Origin of the sequence: Enterobacter sp. WCHEn045836 (assembly GCF_003965585.1) — a bacterium.
Taxonomy (GTDB): Bacteria; Pseudomonadota; Gammaproteobacteria; order Enterobacterales; family Enterobacteriaceae; genus Enterobacter; species Enterobacter dissolvens.
The window spans coordinates 207,063-227,734 of record NZ_RXPT01000001.1 but is presented as its reverse complement, the minus strand read 5'-3'; the positions used below and the strand labels follow the sequence as shown (position 1 = coordinate 227,734).

13 protein-coding genes are annotated in these 20,672 nt (G+C 54.5%); 7 read left to right on the top strand and 6 right to left on the bottom strand.

Annotated elements, in window-relative coordinates; translation table 11 throughout:
• Positions 1–71: 71 nt before the first annotated feature.
• The 4 genes from yfaE to ubiG all read right to left on the bottom strand — a co-directional run bounded on the left by yfaE (position 72) and on the right by ubiG (position 4,926).
• On the bottom strand, positions 72–326 hold the full coding sequence (gene yfaE, locus EKN38_RS01000; RefSeq protein WP_014832737.1) for a class I ribonucleotide reductase maintenance protein YfaE: 255 nt from the start codon (positions 324–326) through the stop codon (positions 72–74).
• A complete protein-coding gene (nrdB, locus tag EKN38_RS00995) occupies positions 326–1,456 on the bottom strand; it encodes a class Ia ribonucleoside-diphosphate reductase subunit beta (RefSeq protein ID WP_014832736.1) in 1,131 nt (376 codons plus the stop codon). Before nrdB ends, yfaE begins: the two co-directional genes overlap by 1 nt.
• Positions 1,457–1,563: 107 nt before the next feature.
• Positions 1,564–3,849 (bottom strand): class 1a ribonucleoside-diphosphate reductase subunit alpha, encoded by a 2,286-nt coding sequence (nrdA, locus tag EKN38_RS00990; RefSeq protein WP_014832735.1) that lies wholly within the window; start codon positions 3,847–3,849, stop codon positions 1,564–1,566.
• Positions 3,850–4,197: 348 nt separating this feature from the next.
• The gene (gene ubiG, locus EKN38_RS00985) at positions 4,198–4,926 is read right to left on the bottom strand and encodes a bifunctional 2-polyprenyl-6-hydroxyphenol methylase/3-demethylubiquinol 3-O-methyltransferase UbiG (RefSeq protein ID WP_014832734.1); all 729 of its coding nucleotides are present in this window, start codon (positions 4,924–4,926) and stop codon (positions 4,198–4,200) included.
• Between the two features lie 146 nt (positions 4,927–5,072).
• On the opposite strand from ubiG, the gene gyrA reads away from it, so the two are divergent.
• Both gyrA and rcsC read left to right on the top strand, forming a co-directional pair.
• Positions 5,073–7,709, top strand: coding sequence for a DNA topoisomerase (ATP-hydrolyzing) subunit A (gyrA, locus tag EKN38_RS00980; protein ID WP_126521589.1), 2,637 nt, complete (start codon positions 5,073–5,075; stop codon positions 7,707–7,709).
• A gap of 135 nt (positions 7,710–7,844) precedes the next feature.
• Positions 7,845–10,691, top strand: coding sequence for a two-component system sensor histidine kinase RcsC (rcsC, locus tag EKN38_RS00975; RefSeq protein ID WP_014832732.1), 2,847 nt, complete (start codon positions 7,845–7,847; stop codon positions 10,689–10,691).
• Positions 10,692–10,767: 76 nt separating this feature from the next.
• On the opposite strand, the gene rcsB is transcribed toward rcsC, so the two are convergent.
• The gene (gene rcsB, locus EKN38_RS00970; RefSeq protein ID WP_003859405.1) at positions 10,768–11,418 is read right to left on the bottom strand and encodes a response regulator transcription factor RcsB; all 651 of its coding nucleotides are present in this window, start codon (positions 11,416–11,418) and stop codon (positions 10,768–10,770) included.
• A gap of 16 nt (positions 11,419–11,434) precedes the next feature.
• Entirely contained in the window at positions 11,435–14,107 is a 2,673-nt protein-coding gene (gene rcsD, locus EKN38_RS00965; protein WP_014832731.1) for a phosphotransferase RcsD, read from the bottom strand.
• 742 nt (positions 14,108–14,849) lie between these two features.
• Between rcsD and EKN38_RS00960 the strand changes: the two genes are divergently transcribed.
• From EKN38_RS00960 to EKN38_RS00940, 5 genes are all read left to right on the top strand, one after another.
• Positions 14,850–15,941, top strand: a complete 1,092-nt coding sequence (locus EKN38_RS00960; protein WP_013098006.1) for a porin OmpC — start codon at positions 14,850–14,852, stop codon at positions 15,939–15,941.
• Positions 15,942–16,056: 115 nt separating this feature from the next.
• Positions 16,057–17,112: an FAD:protein FMN transferase ApbE gene (apbE, locus tag EKN38_RS00955; protein ID WP_013098005.1), complete on the top strand. Its 1,056-nt coding sequence runs from the start codon at positions 16,057–16,059 to the stop codon at positions 17,110–17,112.
• A 72-nt stretch (positions 17,113–17,184) separates the two neighbouring features.
• A complete protein-coding gene (ada, locus tag EKN38_RS00950; protein WP_014832730.1) occupies positions 17,185–18,243 on the top strand; it encodes a bifunctional DNA-binding transcriptional regulator/O6-methylguanine-DNA methyltransferase Ada in 1,059 nt (352 codons plus the stop codon).
• Positions 18,243–18,893, top strand: coding sequence for a DNA oxidative demethylase AlkB (alkB, locus tag EKN38_RS00945; RefSeq protein ID WP_014832729.1), 651 nt, complete (start codon positions 18,243–18,245; stop codon positions 18,891–18,893). Before ada ends, alkB begins: the two co-directional genes overlap by 1 nt.
• Positions 18,894–18,968: 75 nt before the next feature.
• Entirely contained in the window at positions 18,969–20,612 is a 1,644-nt protein-coding gene (locus EKN38_RS00940; RefSeq protein WP_014832728.1) for a multidrug ABC transporter permease/ATP-binding protein, read from the top strand.
• The last annotated feature ends 60 nt before the right edge of the window (positions 20,613–20,672 follow it).

Below are 20,672 nucleotides of genomic sequence, written 5' to 3'. Positions count from 1 at the left end.
CCGACAATCAGGCTCTGCGGCCTGATGCTCTCACCCTAACCCTCTCCCACCGGGAGAGGGAACCAGGGCAATCACATCTCGATTTCTATATCGCCTTTTGCCCGGCAGCAGCAGGGCAAAATTTCCCCTTCGTTGATAAAGGCCAGCGGTTCGGTCAGCCAGTCCACCTGGCCGGTGACCAGACGACAGCGGCAGGAGCCGCAATAGCCTTCACGACACTGGTACTCTACCGTCACCTGATTCGCCTCAAGGGCCGCCAGCAGGGAAGGGTGCTCTTCCTGGCACAGCACTTCTGTACCCGAAAGACTCAGCGTTACGCGTGTCATCAGAGCTGGAAGTCGCTCAGGTCGTCGGTGTTGACTTCGGAATCAATCTGACCGACCAGGTAAGAACTCACTTCCACTTCCTGTGGCGCCACCTGCACGTTATCTGACACCAGCCAGGTGTTGATCCACGGGATCGGGTTGGAACGCGTCTGGAATGGCAGATCGAGACCGACAGCCTGCATACGGATGTTGGTGATGTACTCAACGTACTGGCACAGGATGTCTTTGTTCAGGCCAATCATGGAGCCGTCGCGGAACAGGTAGTCTGCCCACTCTTTCTCCTGCTGTGCGGCCAGCACGAACAGGTCGTAGCACTCCTGTTTGCACTCTTCAGCGATTTCCGCCATCTCCGGGTCGTCTGCACCGCTGCGCAGCAGGTTCAGCATGTGCTGGGTGCCGGTCAGGTGCAGGGCTTCGTCACGGGCGATCAGACGGATGATTTTGGCGTTCCCTTCCATCAGCTTGCGCTCGGCAAAGGCGAAGGAGCAGGCAAAGCTCACGTAGAAGCGGATGGCTTCCAGCGCGTTAACGCTCATCAGGCACAGGTACAGCTGCTTTTTCAGCGCGCGCAGGTTCACGGTGACGGTTTTACCGTTCACGTTGTGGGTGCCTTCGCCCAGCAGATGCCAGTAGCTGGTCATCTCGATCAGCTCGTCGTAGTAGTGGGCGATCCCTTCCGCGCGTTTCTGAATCTGCTCGTTGGTGACGATATCGTCAAACACCACCGCCGGATCGTTAACGATGTTGCGGATAATATGGGTGTATGAGCGGGAGTGGATCGTCTCAGAGAACGCCCAGGTTTCAACCCAGGTTTCCAGTTCCGGAATGGAGATCAGCGGCAGCAGGGCGACGTTCGGGCTACGACCCTGAATGGAGTCCAGCAGCGTCTGGTACTTCAGGTTGCTGATGAAAATGTGTTTTTCGTGCTCCGGCAACGCCTGGAAATCGATACGGTCGCGGGAAACGTCAACTTCTTCCGGACGCCAGAAGAAGGAGAGTTGCTTTTCAATCAGCTTTTCGAAGATGTCATATTTTTGCTGATCGTAGCGTGCCACGTTGACCGGCTGGCCGAAGAACATCGGCTCTTTGAGCTGGTCGTTTTTCGTCTGTGAAAAGGTGGTATATGCCATGAATGTGTCCTGTGGTGTTATTTCCCCCTCACCCCGGCCCTCTCCAACAGGGAGAGGGGGAAAGAGTTTCCTCTCCCGGTGGGAGAGGGTTAGGGTGAGGGGATTTATTAGATCTTACATGCGCCGCTTTCGCAGCCATCATCCTGAATTGATGGTGCCAGATCGTCCTGCGCGTCTTCTGCACCATCACGGGTGTTGTGATAATACAGGGTTTTCACGCCAAATTTGTAGGCGGTGAGCAGGTCTTTCAGCAGTTGCTGCATCGGCACTTTACCTGACGGGAAACGCGTCGGGTCGTAGTTGGTATTGGCAGAGATCGACTGATCGATGAATTTCTGCATGATACCCACCAGCTGCAGGTAGCCGTCATTGTTTGGCATTTCCCACAGCAGCTCGTAATTGTCTTTCAGCAACTCGTAATCCGGCACGACCTGGCGCAGGATACCGTCTTTCGACGCTTTAATGCTGACATGGCCGCGCGGCGGCTCGATGCCGTTGGTGGCGTTAGAGATCTGCGAAGAGGTCTCAGACGGCATCAGGGCAGAGAGTGTGGAGTTGCGCAGGCCGTGAGTCTTAATGGATTCACGCAGTGCTTCCCAGTCCAGCTTCAGCGGCGCGTTTGCAATCGCATCCAGGTCTTTCTTGTAGGTGTCGATTGGCAGAATGCCTTTCGCATAGGTGGTTTCGTTGAACCACGGGCATGCGCCTTGCTCTTTCGCCAGCTCGTTAGAGGCTTTCAGCAGGTAATACTGGATCGCTTCGAACGTTTCGTGGGTCAGGTTGTTCGCGCTGCCGTCGGAGTAACGCTTGCCGTGTTTCGCCAGCCAGTAGGCGAAGTTGATGACGCCGATACCCAGCGTACGACGGCCCATTGCGCCGCGTTTCGCCGCCGGGATTGGATAGTCCTGGTAGTCCAGCAGGGCGTCGAGCGCACGTACGGCCAGTACCGCCAGCTCTTCCAGTTCATCCAGGCTCTTAATCGCGCCCAGGTTGAACGCAGACAGCGTACACAGCGCGATTTCGCCGTTTTCGTCATTCACGTCTTCCAGCGGTTTGGTCGGCAGGGCGATCTCCAGGCACAGGTTAGACTGGCGCACTGGCGCAACAACCGGATCAAACGGGCTGTGGGTGTTGCAGTGGTCAACGTTCTGGATGTAGATACGGCCGGTAGAGGCACGTTCCTGCATCATCAGGGAGAACAGATCGACCGCCTTCACGCGCTGTTTACGGATGCTGTCGTCTTTTTCGTATTTGGTGTACAGACGTTCAAACTCGTCCTGATCGGCGAAGAACGCGTCATACAGGCCCGGGACATCGGACGGGCTGAACAGGGTAATGTCTTCACCTTTCAGCAGACGGGTGTACATCAGTTTGTTGATCTGGACGCCGTAGTCCATGTGACGCACGCGGTTACCTTCAACACCACGGTTGTTTTTCAGTACCAGCAGGCTTTCGACTTCCAGGTGCCACATTGGGTAGAACAGGGTTGCCGCACCACCGCGCACGCCGCCCTGAGAGCAGGATTTTACGGCGGTCTGGAAGTGTTTGTAGAACGGGATACAACCGGTATGGAACGCTTCACCGCCGCGAATTGGGCTGCCCAGGGCACGAATACGGCCGGCGTTGATACCGATACCGGCACGCTGGGAGACGTATTTGACAATCGCGCTGGAGGTGGCGTTGATGGAGTCCAGGCTGTCACCGCACTCGATCAGCACGCAGGAGCTGAACTGACGGGTTGGGGTACGCACGCCAGACATGATAGGCGTCGGCAGAGAAATCTTGAACGTTGAGACCGCATCATAAAAACGCTTCACGTATTCAAGACGGGTGTCGCGCGGGTAGTTAGAGAACAGGCAGGCGGCCACCAGAATATAGAGGAACTGGGCGCTCTCGTAGATTTCACCCGTGACACGGTTCTGAACCAGGTATTTGCCTTCGAGCTGTTTCACCGCTGCGTAGGAGAAGTTCATATCACGCCAGTGATCGATAAACCCGTTCATCTGCTCGAACTCTTCTTCCGTATAGTCTTCCAGCAGATGCGTATCGTATTTGCCCAGCTCAACCATTTTCACCACGTGATCGTAAAGCGCAGGCGGCTCGAACTGGCCGTAGGCTTTTTTACGCAGGTGGAAAATCGCCAGACGTGCAGCGAGATACTGATAATCCGGCGCTTCGCGGGAGATCAGATCCGCCGCCGCTTTGATGATGGTTTCGTGGATATCAGACGTTTTGATGCCGTCGTAGAACTGAATATGGGAACGCAGTTCAACCTGGGAGATAGATACGTTGTTCAGGCCTTCTGCTGCCCAGTCGAGAACTCGATGGATTTTGTCCAGATTGATACGCTCGGTAGTACCGTCGCGCTTTGTCACCAGCAGACTCTGATTCATGTGGGTTTTACCTGTCCGTGAAATAAAAAAATATCCCCCGTTTATCCACAGATCCGCCTTGTGACTAACTCTGTGGATAAATACTACATATAGGGGGTTTGCGATAAGAAAAACGCTATATGGTGAGTATTCTAGTAAGGATTCTTTTCAGTACAAGGGTTGATTTTGACGTTAAATTGAGGTTGTGAAAGGGTAAAAAAGGCTAAGTCCTCATGCTGTAAGGCCTGGAAGAGATGTCAATAATTAAGAAAAAAAATTCAAAATTTGATCGAGTGCTGATTTCTTCAACGGGAGGTCAGAATTGCGCAACATGATGTCGCGCAATCTTTATAAGAATAATGGATGACGTTAGTCGTTTTTGGCGGTCGTGTGCAACATATAGTTAACATCTACGCCCGGTGCGAGTTTGAATTTATCCGTGAATGGATTGTAGTGCAGACCGGTAATGTGCTGCTCCTTGAGCCACGTCTGGTCAACCCAGCTCAGTAACTCAGCAGGCTTGATGAATTTCTTCACGTCGTGCGTGCCTTTCGGCACCATGCGCAGCACATACTCAGCGCCGACGACGGCCATCAGCCAGGCTTTGCCGTTACGATTGATGGTGGAGAAGAAGACCTGGCCGCCCGGTTTCACCAGTTTTGCGCAGGCATTGACGACAGACTGCGGGTCGGGCACATGCTCCAGCATCTCCATGCAGGTCACCACGTCGTACTGGTGCGCATGTTTTGCCGCGTGTTCCTCGACCGTTTCCTGCACGTACTCTACCTGAATCCCGGACTCCAGCGCATGCAGACGGGCAACCTGCAACGGTTCAAAACCCATATCCAGGCCGGTAACGGTGGCCCCTTCGCGCGCCATGCTCTCTGCCAGGATGCCGCCGCCGCAGCCGACGTCGAGCACTTTTTTACCGAACAGACCGCCGGAACGCTCCGCGATATAGCCCAGACGCAGCGGGTTGATGCGATGCAGCGGTTTGAACTCACCTTCGAGATCCCACCAGCGGGACGCCACCGCTTCAAATTTGGCAATCTCTTCGTGGTCAACGTTGTGAGCCACCGGGGATTTTTCGGCATTCATGGGCGCTTTTACTCCTTATTTAGCAAGACGAATGAGTATATCAGGCAATCCCTGTGAATAAAGCGTATAGGTTTACCTGTATCACCGCGGCTGTGTTATAATTTGCGACCTTTGAATCCGGGATACAGTAGAGGGATAGCGGTTAGATGAGCGACCTTGCGAGAGAAATTACACCGGTTAACATCGAGGAAGAGCTGAAGAGCTCCTATCTGGACTATGCGATGTCGGTCATTGTTGGCCGTGCGCTGCCGGACGTCCGCGATGGCCTGAAGCCGGTACACCGTCGCGTACTATACGCCATGAACGTATTGGGCAATGACTGGAATAAAGCCTACAAAAAATCTGCCCGTGTCGTTGGTGACGTAATCGGTAAATACCATCCCCATGGTGATTCCGCGGTGTACTACACCATCGTTCGTATGGCGCAGCCATTCTCGCTGCGTTACATGCTGGTAGATGGTCAGGGTAACTTTGGTTCTATCGACGGCGACTCCGCCGCGGCAATGCGTTATACGGAAATCCGTCTGGCGAAGATTGCCCATGAGCTGATGGCCGACCTGGAAAAAGAGACGGTTGATTTCGTTGATAACTACGATGGCACGGAAAAAATTCCTGACGTCATGCCAACGAAAATCCCTAACCTGCTGGTGAACGGTTCGTCCGGTATCGCCGTAGGGATGGCGACCAACATTCCGCCGCACAACATCACCGAAGTGATCAACGGCTGCCTGGCCTATATCGACGATGAAGACATCAGCATTGAAGGGCTGATGGAACACATCCCGGGCCCGGACTTCCCGACGGCAGCGATCATCAACGGTCGTCGTGGTATCGAAGAAGCGTACCGCACCGGTCGCGGCAAGATTTACATCCGTGCCCGCGCCGAAGTGGAAGCAGATGCCAAAACCGGCCGTGAAACCATCATTGTTCACGAGATCCCGTATCAGGTGAACAAAGCGCGTCTGATTGAAAAAATCGCCGAGCTGGTAAAAGAAAAACGTGTTGAAGGCATCAGCGCGCTGCGTGACGAGTCTGATAAAGACGGTATGCGCATCGTGATTGAAATCAAACGCGACGCGGTGGGCGAGGTTGTGCTGAACAACCTGTACTCCCAGACTCAGCTTCAGGTCTCCTTCGGTATCAACATGGTTGCACTGCACCATGGTCAGCCGAAGATCATGAACCTGAAAGAGATCCTGAGCGCGTTTGTCCGTCACCGCCGCGAAGTGGTGACCCGTCGTACCATTTTCGAACTGCGCAAAGCGCGTGACCGTGCCCACATTCTTGAAGCACTGGCCGTGGCGCTGGCCAACATCGACCCGATCATCGAGCTGATCCGTCGCGCGCCAACCCCGGCGGAAGCGAAAACCGCGCTGATTTCCCGTCCGTGGGATCTGGGCAACGTTGCGGCAATGCTGGAGCGTGCAGGTGATGACGCCGCGCGTCCTGAGTGGCTGGAACCTGAATTCGGTGTGCGTGATGGTCAGTATTATCTGACGGAACAGCAGGCTCAGGCGATTCTGGATCTGCGTCTGCAGAAACTGACCGGCCTTGAGCATGAAAAACTGCTCGACGAATATAAAGAGCTGCTGGAGCAGATCGCTGAGTTGCTGCACATTCTGGGCAGCGCAGAGCGCCTGATGGAAGTGATCCGCGAAGAGCTGGAGCTGATCCGCGATCAGTTCGGCGATGAGCGTCGCACCGAAATCACCGCTAATACTGCGGATATCAACATCGAAGACCTGATCAACCAGGAAGACGTTGTTGTGACCCTGTCTCACCAGGGCTACGTGAAGTATCAGCCGTTAACCGACTACGAAGCACAGCGTCGCGGTGGTAAAGGCAAATCTGCGGCACGTATTAAAGAAGAAGACTTTATTGACCGTCTGCTGGTGGCGAACACCCATGACACCATCCTCTGCTTCTCCAGCCGGGGTCGTCTGTACTGGATGAAGGTCTACCAGTTGCCGGAAGCGAGCCGTGGTGCACGTGGTCGTCCAATCGTTAACCTGCTGCCGCTGGAAGCGAACGAACGTATCACCGCCATTCTGCCGGTACGCGAGTACGAAGAAGGCGTGAACGTCTTTATGGCGACCGCCAGCGGTACCGTGAAGAAAACCGCGCTGACCGAGTTCAGCCGTCCACGTTCTGCCGGTATCATCGCGGTGAATCTGAACGAAGGCGATGAGCTGATTGGCGTCGATCTGACTTCAGGCAAAGATGAAGTCATGCTCTTCTCCGCAGCCGGTAAAGTGGTGCGCTTTAAAGAAGACGCCGTCCGTGCAATGGGGCGTACCGCAACGGGCGTTCGCGGTATCAAGCTGGCGGGCGAAGACAGCGTCGTTTCTCTGATCATTCCTCGCGGGGAAGGGGCCATCCTGACCGTGACGCAAAATGGTTACGGTAAACGTACGGCGGAAGGGGAATACCCGACCAAGTCGCGTGGCACGCAGGGCGTTATCTCTATCAAGGTGACCGAACGCAACGGTTCCGTTGTAGGCGCGGTGCAGGTAGACGATGCCGACCAGATTATGATGATCACCGATGCCGGTACGCTGGTGCGTACCCGCGTGTCGGAGATCAGCGTGGTGGGTCGTAATACCCAGGGCGTTATCCTCATCCGTACGGCGGAAGACGAAAACGTGGTGGGCCTGCAGCGTGTTGCTGAGCCGGTGGATGACGAAGAGCTCGATTCCATCGACGGTAGCGTCGCGGAAGGTGATGATGACATCGCACCGGAAGTGGACACCGACGATGATGCAGCGGATGACGTTGACGAGTAATGTCTCCTGACGCATAAAGGGCCGGATTCCGGCCCTTTTCTTTTGCAGATGCAGATAAGTCAACGTTGCGACAAGCCGCGTTTACCGCTACCTTAACCACATTCTTTTTGACCCCGACGGCGGAGCCTCGCCCCTTTGAAATACCTCGTCTCCTTTCGAACCACGCTGAAAGTCTCTCGCTATCTGTTTCGGGCGCTGGCGCTCTTGCTTTGGTTACTGGTGGCCCTGTTCTCGGTGTTTTACATCGTTAACGCGCTGCACCAGAAAGAAGCGGAGATCCGCCAGGAATTTAACTTAAGCTCCGATCAGGCCCAGCGTTATATTCAGCGAACATCCGACGTGATGAAGGAGCTGAAGTACATTGCCGAAAATCGTCTGACGGCGGAAAACGGTATTCTTGCTATCCGCGGGCGTAATGACAAAACCGAAGTGCCCGATTTCGAGCCGTTGTTCCCGGATTCCGACTGTTCCGCCATGAGCAATACCTGGCGCGGATCGCTGGAGTCGCTCTCCTGGTTTATGCGCTACTGGCGCGACAACTTCTCCGCCGCCTATGACCTGAACCGCGTGTTCCTGATTGGCAGCGAAAACCTCTGTATGGCCGACTTTGGTCTGCGCGACGTGCCCGTCGAACGTGATGATGCGCTGAAAAGTCTGCATGAGCGGATTGTGAAATACCGCAATGCGCCACAGGATGAGCGCGGGAATAACATCTTCTGGATAAGCCAGGGGCCGCGCATGGGCGTGGGCTATTTCTACGCGTTGACGCCGGTGTATCTGGGCAATCGTCTGCAGGCGCTGCTGGGCATTGAACAGACCATCCGCATGGAAAACTTCTTCACGCCGGGCAGCCTGCCGATGGGAGTGACCATTCTGGATGAAAACGGCCATCCCCTGATTTCACTCACCGGGCCGGATAATCGCCTGAATATTGATCCGCACTGGATGCAGGAGCGTTCGTGGTTTGGCTATACCTCAGGTTTCCGCGAGCTGGTGCTGAAGAAAAGTTTACCGCCATCGTCGTTGAGCATTGTCTATTCACTGCCGGTGGATATGGTGCTTGAGCGGATCCGTATTCTTATCATGAACGCCATCCTGCTGAACGTGCTGGTAGGCGGGGCGCTGTTTACCCTGGCGCGGATGTATGAGCGGAAGATTTTCATTCCTGCTGAAAATGATGCCCAGCGTCTGGAGGAGCACGAGCAGTTTAACCGTAAGATTGTCGCCTCCGCGCCGGTTGGGATCTGTATCCTGCGCACCCAGGACGGCACCAATATCCTCAGTAACGAACTGGCGCATAACTACCTGAACATGCTGACGCATGAGGACAGGCAAAGGCTGACGCAAATTATCTGTGGTCAGCAGGTGAATTTTGTCGACGTGCTGACCAGTACCCATACCAACCTGCAGATAAGCTTCGTGCATTCGCGCTACCGCAATGAGAACGTGGCAATTTGCGTGCTGGTGGATGTCTCGGCGCGCGTGAAAATGGAAGAGTCGTTGCAGGAGATGGCCCAGGCGGCGGAGCAGGCGAGCCAGTCGAAATCCATGTTCCTTGCCACCGTCAGTCACGAGTTACGTACGCCGCTGTACGGGATTATCGGCAACCTCGATCTGCTGCAGACCAAAGAGCTGCCGAAAGGGGTTGACCGCCTGGTGACGGCGATGAACAACTCCTCAAGCCTGCTGCTGAAAATCATCAGCGACATTCTTGATTTCTCTAAAATTGAATCCGAGCAGCTAAAAATTGAACCGCGTGAGTTCTCGCCACGTGAGGTGATGAACCACATCAGCGCCAACTATCTGCCGTTGGTGGTGCGTAAACAGCTGGGCCTCTATTGCTTTATTGAACCGGATGTACCGCTGACGCTGCATGGCGATCCTATGCGTCTGCAGCAGGTCATTTCGAACCTGCTCAGTAACGCCATCAAATTTACCGACATCGGCTGTATTGTGTTGCATGTGTGCCGGGCAGGGGACTACCTGAGCATTCGCGTGCGGGATACTGGCGTTGGGATCCCGGCCAAGGAAGTGGTTCGTCTGTTTGACCCGTTCTTCCAGGTGGGTACCGGCGTGCAGCGTAACTTCCAGGGGACCGGGCTGGGGCTGGCGATTTGTGAGAAGCTCGTCAGCATGATGGACGGCGATATCTCGGTGGATACCGAACCCGGTATGGGCAGCCAGTTCACCATCCGTATTCCGCTCTATTCCGCGCAGTATCCGACGAAAACGACGGTCGATGGCCTGAGCGATAAGCGCTGCTGGCTGGCGGTGCACAACGCCTCGCTGAATGATTATCTGACGGCACTGCTGAACCACAGCGGCGTGCGGGTTTCCCGTTATGAAGGCCAGACGCCGGACGTGGATGATGTACTGATCACCGATGACACGCTGGCACAACCGTGGCAGGGAAGGGGCGTGGTGATGTTCTGTCGTCGTCACATCGGCATCCCGGTTGAGCGTGCGCCGGGCGAGTGGGTTCACAGTGTGGCGACGCCGCATGAACTGTTGGGGCTACTGGCCCGCATCTACAGCGTGCAGCTTGAAGAGAACGATGGCGCGGCTAGCCTGCCGTCACCGGAATCGCTGGCGTCGGTGAACGACGATATGATGATTCTGGTCGTGGACGACCATCCGATTAACCGTCGTCTGCTGGCTGACCAGCTGGGCTCGTTGGGCTATCAGTGTAAAACCGCCAATGACGGCGTGGATGCGCTGAATGTGCTGAGTAAAAACCATATTGATATCGTTCTCAGCGACGTGAATATGCCCAATATGGACGGCTATCGCCTGACGCAGCGTATTCGTCAGCTTGGTCTGACGTTGCCGGTGGTGGGGGTTACGGCGAATGCGCTGGCGGAAGAGAAACAGCGCTGTCTGGAGTCAGGCATGGACAGCTGTCTGTCGAAACCGGTCACGCTGGACGTTCTGAAGCAGACGTTGTCCGTGTATGCGGAACGCGTCAGAAAAACGCGGACATAAAAAAGTCCCGTAAGGGCCTTTTACTTTTCACCTTCTCCCCGTGGGAGAGGGCATCAGGACGCACTCCCGTCCTGGATCAATCCTTATCCGTCGCGCTCAGCGTCACGGAGGAGAGATAGTTCAGCAGCGCGATATCATTATCCACGCCCAGTTTCATCATGGCTGATTTCTTCTGGCTACTGATGGTTTTGATACTGCGGTTCAGCTTCTTGGCAATCTCGGTCACGAGGAAGCCTTCAGCGAACAGACGCAGAACTTCGCTCTCTTTTGGTGACAGGCGTTTATCGCCGTAGCCACCGGCACTGATTTTTTCCAGCAGACGAGAGACGCTCTCAGGGGTGAACTTCTTACCTTTCTGCAGCGCGGCCAGCGCTTTAGGCAGGTCAGTTGGTGCGCCCTGTTTCAGTACAATCCCTTCGATATCCAGATCCAGCACGGCGCTCAGAATCGCCGGGTTGTTGTTCATGGTCAGAACAATGATCGAGATGTCCGGGAAGTGACGTTTAATATATTTGATGAGCGTGATCCCATCACCGTATTTGTCCCCGGGCATGGAGAGGTCGGTAATGAGCACGTGCGCATCAAGTTTTGGGAGGTTATTGATCAGTGCTGTAGAGTCTTCAAATTCACCGACTACATTCACCCACTCGATCTGTTCAAGTGATTTGCGAATACCGAACAGTACAATCGGATGGTCATCGGCAATAATTACGTTCATATTGTTCATGTATTAGGCTACCTTGCTACAGCAAGCTTTTGACGTAGGCGTCAATGTCGCTGATGTATTTTTCAATGCCAGAGGCATCTTTCTCACGAATTAGATGTTCCAGCGTTTCACATAACTGCTTGCCGGGAACCAGATTAAGCATGGCAAACACCCCTTTAAGCCGGTGTGCTGTCTGCGCCAGCGCTGCAAAATCATTCGCAGCGGACTCAGTATACAACCGCTTAACATCATCTGGTACTGTATCAACAAAGAGTGAATAGTATCCGCTGGCGTGAAGCTCGGCATTTTCATTGCCGCCTAACGGGGATTCCGCTATCTCTTCCTGTGCCAGTTGCTCTTCTATTAGTTGTAGTACAGCTTCCTGCATCGCATTGCTAATATTAAAGTTGACGCGCAGCTGGCCTGGGCCGATTTTTCGCACGCCTGGCTCATCATCGCTTAAAAGCAAGCCGGAGGCAGTAAGATTAGACGGATTATCAGTTAAAAACAGATCAAATTCTTGACTTGAGAGTCTTTCATCCGGCGTGATGCAGGCCGCACCCCAGTTTTCCAGCTGGCGAACCACAATGTTGCGGATCTCGTTCGAGGTCACATCCACCATCACAATTACATCATCCAGCAGGCGCTCTTCATCTTCCTCCTGCGGATTAGCGGCCATTTTCACGTGCAGCGAATAACGGGTACCGAGCGACTCGCGGGCTTTAATATTGAGATGGCCGCCAAGCTTACGGGCCAGCTGATCGCAAAGCCAGAAGGTCAGGGCATTGGCCTTACCGTAGTGATCGCTCTGAGTATCATTCAGGAACGGGAAGTGCAGATTATCAATTTCACTGGTCGTGACGCCTTCGCCGGTATCGAGAATGCGGAAGGTGAGGCGATCCTCTGCGGACTCGTCGGTATTGACCTCAAGGGTAATTTTACCGATCTGCGTGGTGGTGACAGCGTACTGAATAATCATCAGCAGAATTCGACGCAGTGCCTCGCGATCGCCGTGACGCTCGTCATTGGCCGGCAAATGGTTGTTGATCAACAGCTGCAGCCCTTTACGCTTAATCACCGGCAGAACATCCGGCACGACTTCATCAATCAGATCCTGAATGGAGAAGAGGGTCGGCGTGCCTTTCCAGAAGTCGTTCTCCAGCATGTTCGCCAGCTGGATCTCATCCACCATCCGCACCAGTGAATCCGCCTGGCTCGCCAGCTGCTGGCTATCAGGCGTGCTCAGCGCCGCCGCCTGCGTAGCCAGTGCTCTTAACGGTTGCTTGAAGGCGTCACCAATGTTCTGCATAAACGCGGCGCGACCCTGCTGGTTTTTCTCATACAATCTTTGCGCCTGCTTCAGTTTTTTATTCACCAGCACTTCGCGATCCTGATCGCGGATAATAAAGATCTGCGTGCGGGAGGCGACCTGGCTGCGGAACTGACGGATCTCGTACAGCTCATTGTTGATGGTGGCCTGGATGATCCCCTGATGCTGATCCGCCATGGTGGTAATGTTCTGCAGATTCAGATGTGGCAGCAGGTGGTCGGCAATTTTGTTGCTCATCACCGTGCGGTTGGCTTCCTGATCGTGAACCAATACGCCAAGCGGCAGCACGGAGATAATTTCTTCATTCAGGGCACGCAACACGCGCAACTCATTACTGGTCCCGGCCGGTACCGTTGAGGCATCGCTCTGACGCCCAGGCTGGAAACGGAACGTACTGTAGCCAAACAGCGCCAACGCCAGCAGGCCAATATTCAGCAGCAGCGGCAGGAGGATATTTTGCAGGGTATCAAGCAGCAGCGTGCCAAACGGCACCTGCCACACCAGACGCATACCGGTTGAGTTCAGCGAAGAGGCAATTTCAATTTTTGAACCGTTAAAGGAGATAGAGACGCTTTCTACGGCCTCTTTATCCGCGGCGGCACGCATGTTCTGGGTGCTGTTGTCTGGCTCCAGACGGAAGCTGTCGAGCGGCATATCCGGCGGGATCAAATCATTAATCGGCAGATCGAACGCCACAACCGTCGCCAGATGTCCTGGCTGGTTAAAGGTGGTACGCAGGGTAAAGTAATGACCATTTTGCCAGGCCAGACGGCGTAAGGAAGAGAAGCTCTCGCGCTCATCAAGGGCGTTCGCTTGCTGCAGCATTTCTGCCCGGCGCGAATCGACAATGCTGCCTACGGTCGTCTCTTTAAAACCCGAGGAGAGATCTTTCAGCGGCAGGGTCGAAATCAGGATCATGCTGTTATCCTGACCGTTCAGATAGTACATCGACCATGGCACTGTCTCAGCACCCCAGAGGGTATCCAGGTAGGTTGAAATGCGCTGCGTCATCTCAAGCGTCGCGCTGTCGTGCGAGCCGAAAATAAGCGCTTCCGTTTTGCGCTGCGGCTTTTCGAGGTAGTAAACGTCCTGCTTAAGGCGCGTCTCCTGCAGCCCTTCGCCTGACGATGTCGCTGGAGCGGCTGCGATATTGTCGTAAATCTGCCAGGTGGCGTAGCGCCAGGTATCAATGCGCTTGTGCACGGCATGCGTGATATCGACGACCTGATAGCTTTTATCCTTCAGCCAGGCGTTCACCGCGCTTTGAACCATCACCCCCATCGTGACCAGCAGCACAACGATCAAAAGAAGAAAGAAACGGGTGATGCTCCCGGGGAGTAGGGAGAATTTGCTCGGGGCGGTAGTTTCAGTCTGACTCATTGATTTGTTTAACCCGTGATGGCCGTGCTTAAAGGCGATAGGGCAGTATAAAGGGTAATAACTGAATTTCCAGCCTCATAGCCTTTGAACACGCGACTTTTTCCTCTGTGAGTACTGACGGAATAGTCTGTATTAAATGTGTACATACCCAGGGAGAATGTACAGATTACGCACGATATCAGACAGAGAATAGCACGAATAAACAAGAAATTAAGTTTTATTGCGCTGCGTTTTATGCGGGAGGGGTTTCAGGTGAATTTAGTTAATAGTCGTTATGATTTCTGTGCGGTAGCACAAAAAAATTATAATTGCGTAAAGAAAGGTAAAAAAAAACCGAATGCGAAGCATCCGGTTGAATTAGGGATAAACAGACATTCAAAGCTGAATGACGGTAATAAATAAAGTTAATGATGATAGCGAGAGTTATTTTAGTGATTACGCACGATCTTGTTTTGTCATTCAGTGCTGTAAATTTTTATATTGTAACTATATGATTTTTATGGGTGTATATTTTCGTTTGATTATTAGTGCTAATTTCTTAAGCGCTTTGTGCTTTGTAAAAGTTCCTTGATGTTTACAAATTGAAACATCTTGATAGTAAAATGAAACATTTTCAAAGTTTTCGTATCATATTCCTGTTGGATTATTCTGTAATTTTGAGGAGAATGAAATTGCCGACTGGTTAAGAGGGTTAACCGGTAAGCAGTGGTAATAATAAGGCATATAACAGAGGGTTAATAAAATGAAAGTTAAAGTACTGTCCCTCCTGGTACCAGCACTGCTGGTAGCAGGCGCAGCGAATGCGGCTGAAATTTACAACAAAGACGGCAACAAATTAGATCTGTACGGCAAAGTCGATGGTCTGCACTATTTCTCTGATGACGACAGTCAGGATGGCGACCAGACCTACATGCGTCTTGGCTTCAAAGGCGAAACTCAGGTTAACGATCAGCTGACCGGTTACGGCCAGTGGGAATACCAGATTCAGGGTAACTCTGGTGAGAACGAAAACAACTCCTGGACTCGTGTGGCGTTCGCCGGTTTGAAATTTGGTGACGCGGGTTCTTTCGACTACGGTCGTAACTACGGCGTTGTTTACGATGTGACTTCCTGGACCGACGTTCTGCCAGAATTCGGCGGTGACACCTACGGTTCTGACAACTTCATGCAGCAGCGTGGTAACGGCTTCGCGACCTACCGTAACAGCGATTTCTTCGGCCTGGTTGATGGCCTGAACTTCGCCGTTCAGTATCAGGGTAAAAACGGTAGCGCAAGCGGTGAAGACCAGACTAACAATGGTCGTACTGAACTGCGTCAGAACGGCGACGGTGTTGGCGGTTCTATCACTTATAACCTGGGCGAAGGCTTCGGTATCGGTACTGCCGTGTCCAGCTCTAAGCGTACCAGCTCCCAGAACGATCTGACTTACGGTAATGGCGACCGCGCTGAAACCTACACCGGCGGTCTGAAATACGACGCTAACAACATCTACCTGGCTGCTCAGTATACTCAGACCTATAACGCGACTCGCGTAGGTAACCTGGGTTGGGCTAACAAAGCGCAGAACTTCGAAGTGGTTGCTCAGTACCAGTTCGACTTCGGTCTGCGTCCTTCCGTGGCATACCTGCAGTCCAAAGGTAAGGATCTGGAAAACGGTTACGGCGATCAGGATCTGCTGAAATATGTTGATGTGGGTGCGACTTACTACTTCAACAAAAACATGTCTACCTACGTGGACTACAAAATCAACCTGCTGGATGACAAAGAGTTCACCCGTAACGCAGGTATCAGCACTGACGATATCGTAGCACTGGGTCTGGTTTACCAGTTCTAATCGCTTTTCAGTGTAACAAAGGGGCCGACTGGCCCCTTTTTCTTGCCTTTTTTAAGGCCTTTCAATTCCCGCGTTTTGGTGTACTCTTGCCGCCCTGGCATGAGGATAATAATGAATGGACATGACTTTTTTACGCGCCAGCGTCCTGGCAACCTTTTTTTTCCTGACCGCATGTGACTCGTCCACGCCTGTGGCACACACCGACGCGCCAGCGGCGACGGTGCTGGAAGGCAAAACGATGGGGACATTCTGGCGCGTCAGCGTGATGAACCTTGATAAAGCACGCGCAGAAGAACTTCGCGGCAAAATTCAGTCTCAGCTGGATGCCGACGATCAGCTGCTATCCACCTACAAAAACGACTCGGCGCTGATGCGCTTTAACCTCTCTACCAGCACGTCTCTGTGGCCGGTGAGCGAAGAGATGGCGGATATCGTGACTGAATCCATGCGCGTGGGTTATAAAACTCACGGTGCGATGGATGTGACCGTGGGACCGTTAGTTAATCTCTGGGGATTTGGTCCGAACAAACAGCCGGTTACCACACCCGATCAGGCGGCCATCGACGACGCCCGCGCCCGGACAGGACTTCAGCATCTGACGGTGATCAACCAGTACGGGCAACAGTATCTGCAAAAAGACATTCCCGACCTGTTTGTGGATCTGTCGACCGTCGGGGAAGGTTATGCGGCGGATCATCTGGCCGCACTGATGGCTCAGGAAGGCATCCCGCGTTATCTGGTCTCCGTGGGTGGCGCGTTGGTTAGCCGGGGGATGAACGCCAGCGGCAAACCGTGGCGTGTGGCGATTCAAAAGCCGACCGACCAGCAAAACGCAGTGCAGGCGATTGTCGATATTAACGGCCATGGCATCAGCACCTCCGGCAGCTACCGTAACTATTACGAGCTCGACGGGAAGCGTATCTCGCATGTGATTGACCCCCAGACCGGGCGACCCATTACGCATAATCTGGTCTCGGTCACGGTGATCGCTCCCACGGCGCTGGAAGCCGATGCCTGGGACACCGGGTTAATGGTACTCGGTACAGAGAAAGCCAAAGAGGTGGTTCGCCAGCAGGGGCTGGCTGTGTACATGATCACCAAAGAGGCCGACGGGTTTAAGACCTGGAGTTCACCACAGTTCGACAGCTTCCTGGTGAGCGAAAAGAATTAAAAAGCAAGGTTGCGGGTTTTTGAATGCTGGCGCTCAGGCAAGCTGTAGGTATGCTTGTAAGAGGAGCCGATGATGAAAAACCCGACCTTTACTACCGATGAGGATCGCTGGCAGGCCGTGCTGGCCCGCGATCCGCGTGCTGACGAACAGTTTGTCTTTGCCGTGCAGACGACGGGGATCGTGTGTCGTCCGTCCTGTCGCGCCCGTCACGCCCTGCGTAAAAATGTCCACTTTTATCCCGATGTACATCATGCTGTTCAGGCCGGATTTCGTCCGTGCAAGCGCTGCCGGCCGGACAAACGCGACCCGCAGGAAGAGAAGCTGGCAAAAGTGGAGCTTGCCTGCCGTCTACTGGAGCAGGATCCCGCGTTAACGCTGGAAATGCTGGCGCAGCAGGTTGCCATGAGTCCGTTCCATTTCCACCGCCTGTTTAAGTCCGTGACCGGGATGACGCCAAAAGCCTGGCAGCAGGCGGCGCGAGGACAACGCCTGCGCAGCGCGCTCGCCCACGGGGACAAAATTACCGATGCCGTGCTGGCGGCAGGGTTCCCGGACAGCAGCAGCTATTATCGTAAAGCCAACGACGCGCTGGGCATGACGGCAAAGCAGTACCGTAAAGGGGATGTCGCAGTGCGTTATGCCATCAGCGAGTGTGCCCTGGGCCGCTGTCTGGTGGGTGAAAGCGAGCGGGGGATCTGTGCAATATTGCTGGGCGATGATGATGCAAAAGTTACCCAGGAGATTTTGTCGCTATTTCCGCACGCGGAGCACGCACCGCTGGAAGGCGAATTCGCCCGACGCGTTCATCAGGTGATTAACGCTATCGATAACCGCGCCGTGCCGCTGGCACTCCCGCTGGATATTCGCGGAACCGCTTTCCAGCAGCAGGTCTGGCAGGCCCTGCGCAATATTCCCTGCGGTGAAACAGCAAGCTACCAGCAGGTGGCGCAGGCGATTGGCAAACCTGGCGCGGTACGTGCGGTGGCCGCAGCGTGTGCCGCAAATAAACTGGCGATCGTCATCCCCTGTCACCGTGTTGTCCGTCACGATGGCGCGCTGTCAGGATACCGATGGGGGACGGAACGAAAGGCGTTATTATTGAAACGTGAGGCGAAGAATCAGGAGAGATAATGCTCGATCTTTTTGCAGATGCAGAACCCTGGCAGGAGCCGCTTGCGCCTGGTGCGGTGATCCTGCGCCGGTTTGCGCTCTCCCGGGCACCGGAATTGCTTGCCGGGATCCATGACGTCGCGGCGGTGTCGCCCTTTCGGCATATGGTCACCCCGGGCGGCTACACCATGTCGGTGGCGATGACCAACTGCGGCACAGCAGGCTGGGCAACCAACGAACGGGGTTATCTCTATGCTGCGGATGATCCGGTCACCGGCCAGCCCTGGCCGCCCATGCCTGCGGTTTTTCAGGCGCTCTGCCATGATGCCGCCGTCGAGGCCACTTATCCCGATTTTCAACCGGATGCCTGTCTTATCAACCGCTATGGCGTTGGGGCGAAACTCTCGCTGCATCAGGATAAAGATGAACCCGATCTGCGTGCGCCGATCGTCTCGGTATCCCTGGGGCTGCCCGCCGTGTTTCAATTCGGCGGGTTACGCCGCAACGATCCTCTCCAGCGTCTGATGCTGGAGCATGGGGATGTGGTGGTGTGGGGCAGGGAGTCGCGGCTCTATTACCACGGCATTCAGCCATTGAAGCCTGGCGTCCATCCGCAGACGGGCGAGTTCCGCTTTAACCTGACTTTCCGCCAGACCGCGCCAGGCAAATAAAAATAAGAATTATTCTTGATGTAAACGCAGGGCAGTTTACACTGCTGGCTGATTTTTATTGTCCGGATTGCCTGCATGCAACTACTTCTTCTTGTCTGGCGTCAGTATCGCTGGCCCTTTATTGCGGTAATGCTGTTAAGCCTTGCCAGCGCCGCATTAGGGATTGGTCTGATCGCCTTCATTAACGTGCGTTTGATTGAAATGGTCGACACCTCGCTGTCCGTTCTGCCGGAATTTCTGGGGCTGTTATTACTGCTGATGGCGGTCACGCTGGGTTCCCAGCTGGCGCTGACGGCTCTGGGGCATCATTTCGTCTTCCGCCTGCGCAGCGAGTTTATCAAGCGGATCCTGGATACCCAGGTGGAGCGCGTCGAGCAGCTCGGCAGTGCCTCTTTGCTGGCAGGGCTGACCAGCGACGTGCGCGCCATCACCATTGCGTTTGTCCGCCTGCCGGAGCTGGTGCAGGGTATTATTTTGACCGTTGGTTCGGCGGCCTATCTCGCCTGGCTCTCCAGCAAAATGCTGGCCGTTACGGCACTGTGGATTGCTATCACCATCTGGGGCGGTTTTTTGCTGGTATCCCGCGTCTACAGACACATGGCAGTACTGCGTGAAACCGAGGACAAACTCTATAACGATTACCAGACGGTACTGGAAGGGCGCAAAGAGCTGACCCTGAACCGCGAGCGTGCGGAGCATATCTTCAATAACCTCTATATTCCGGATGCGCGTGAATACCGGCATCATATTATTCGCGCCGATACCTTCCACCTGAGCGCGGTTAACTGGTCGAACATAATGATGCTGGGCGCGATTGGCCTGGTCTTCTGGATGGCCAACAGCCTGGGCTGGGCCGATACTAACGTTGCGGCGACCTACTCCCTGACGTTGCTGTTTTTGCGTACACCGCTGCTCTCGGCCGTCGGCGCATTACCCACCCTGCTGAGCGCGCAGGTGGCGTTTAATAAGCTCAAAAAGTTCGACCTTGCTCCGTTCAAAGCCGAATTCCCGCGCCCTCAGGCCTTCCCGAACTGGCAAACGCTGGAACTGCGTAACGTCACGTTCCGCTATCAGGACAACGCCTTTTCCGTGGGGCCGGTCAATCTGACGATTCATCGCGGCGAACTGCTGTTTCTCATTGGCGGTAACGGCAGCGGGAAGTCGACGCTGGCGATGTTGCTGACGGGGTTATATCAGCCGCAATCGGGTGAAATTCTGCTGGATGGCCACGCGCTGAGCGCAGAGAAGCCTGAGGATTATCGCAAGCTCTTCTCGGCGGTATTCACCGACGTCTGGCTCTTCGATCAACTGCTGGGACCGGAGGGGCAGCAGGCTAACCCGGCGCTGGTGGAGAAGTGGCTGGCGCATCTGCAGATGTCGCACAAGCTTGAACTGCAGGACGGCAAGATCCTCAACCTGAAGCTCTCGAAAGGTCAGAAAAAGCGCGTGGCGCTGCTGCTGGCCCTGGCGGAAGAGCGCGACATCATTCTGCTGGACGAGTGGGCGGCGGATCAGGACCCGCATTTCCGCCGCGAGTTCTACCAGGTGCTGCTGCCGCTGATGCAGGCGATGGGCAAAACCATCTTTGCCATCAGCCATGACGATCACTACTTCATTCACGCCGACCGGCTGCTGGAGATGCGTGACGGCAAGCTGAGCGAACTGACCGGTGAAGAGCGCGATGCGGCGTCTCGCGATGCGGTGGCGCGCACGGCCTGAAGCCCTCATCCTAACCCTCTCCCACAGGGAGAGGGGATAAATCGTGCATGTTATGCCGAT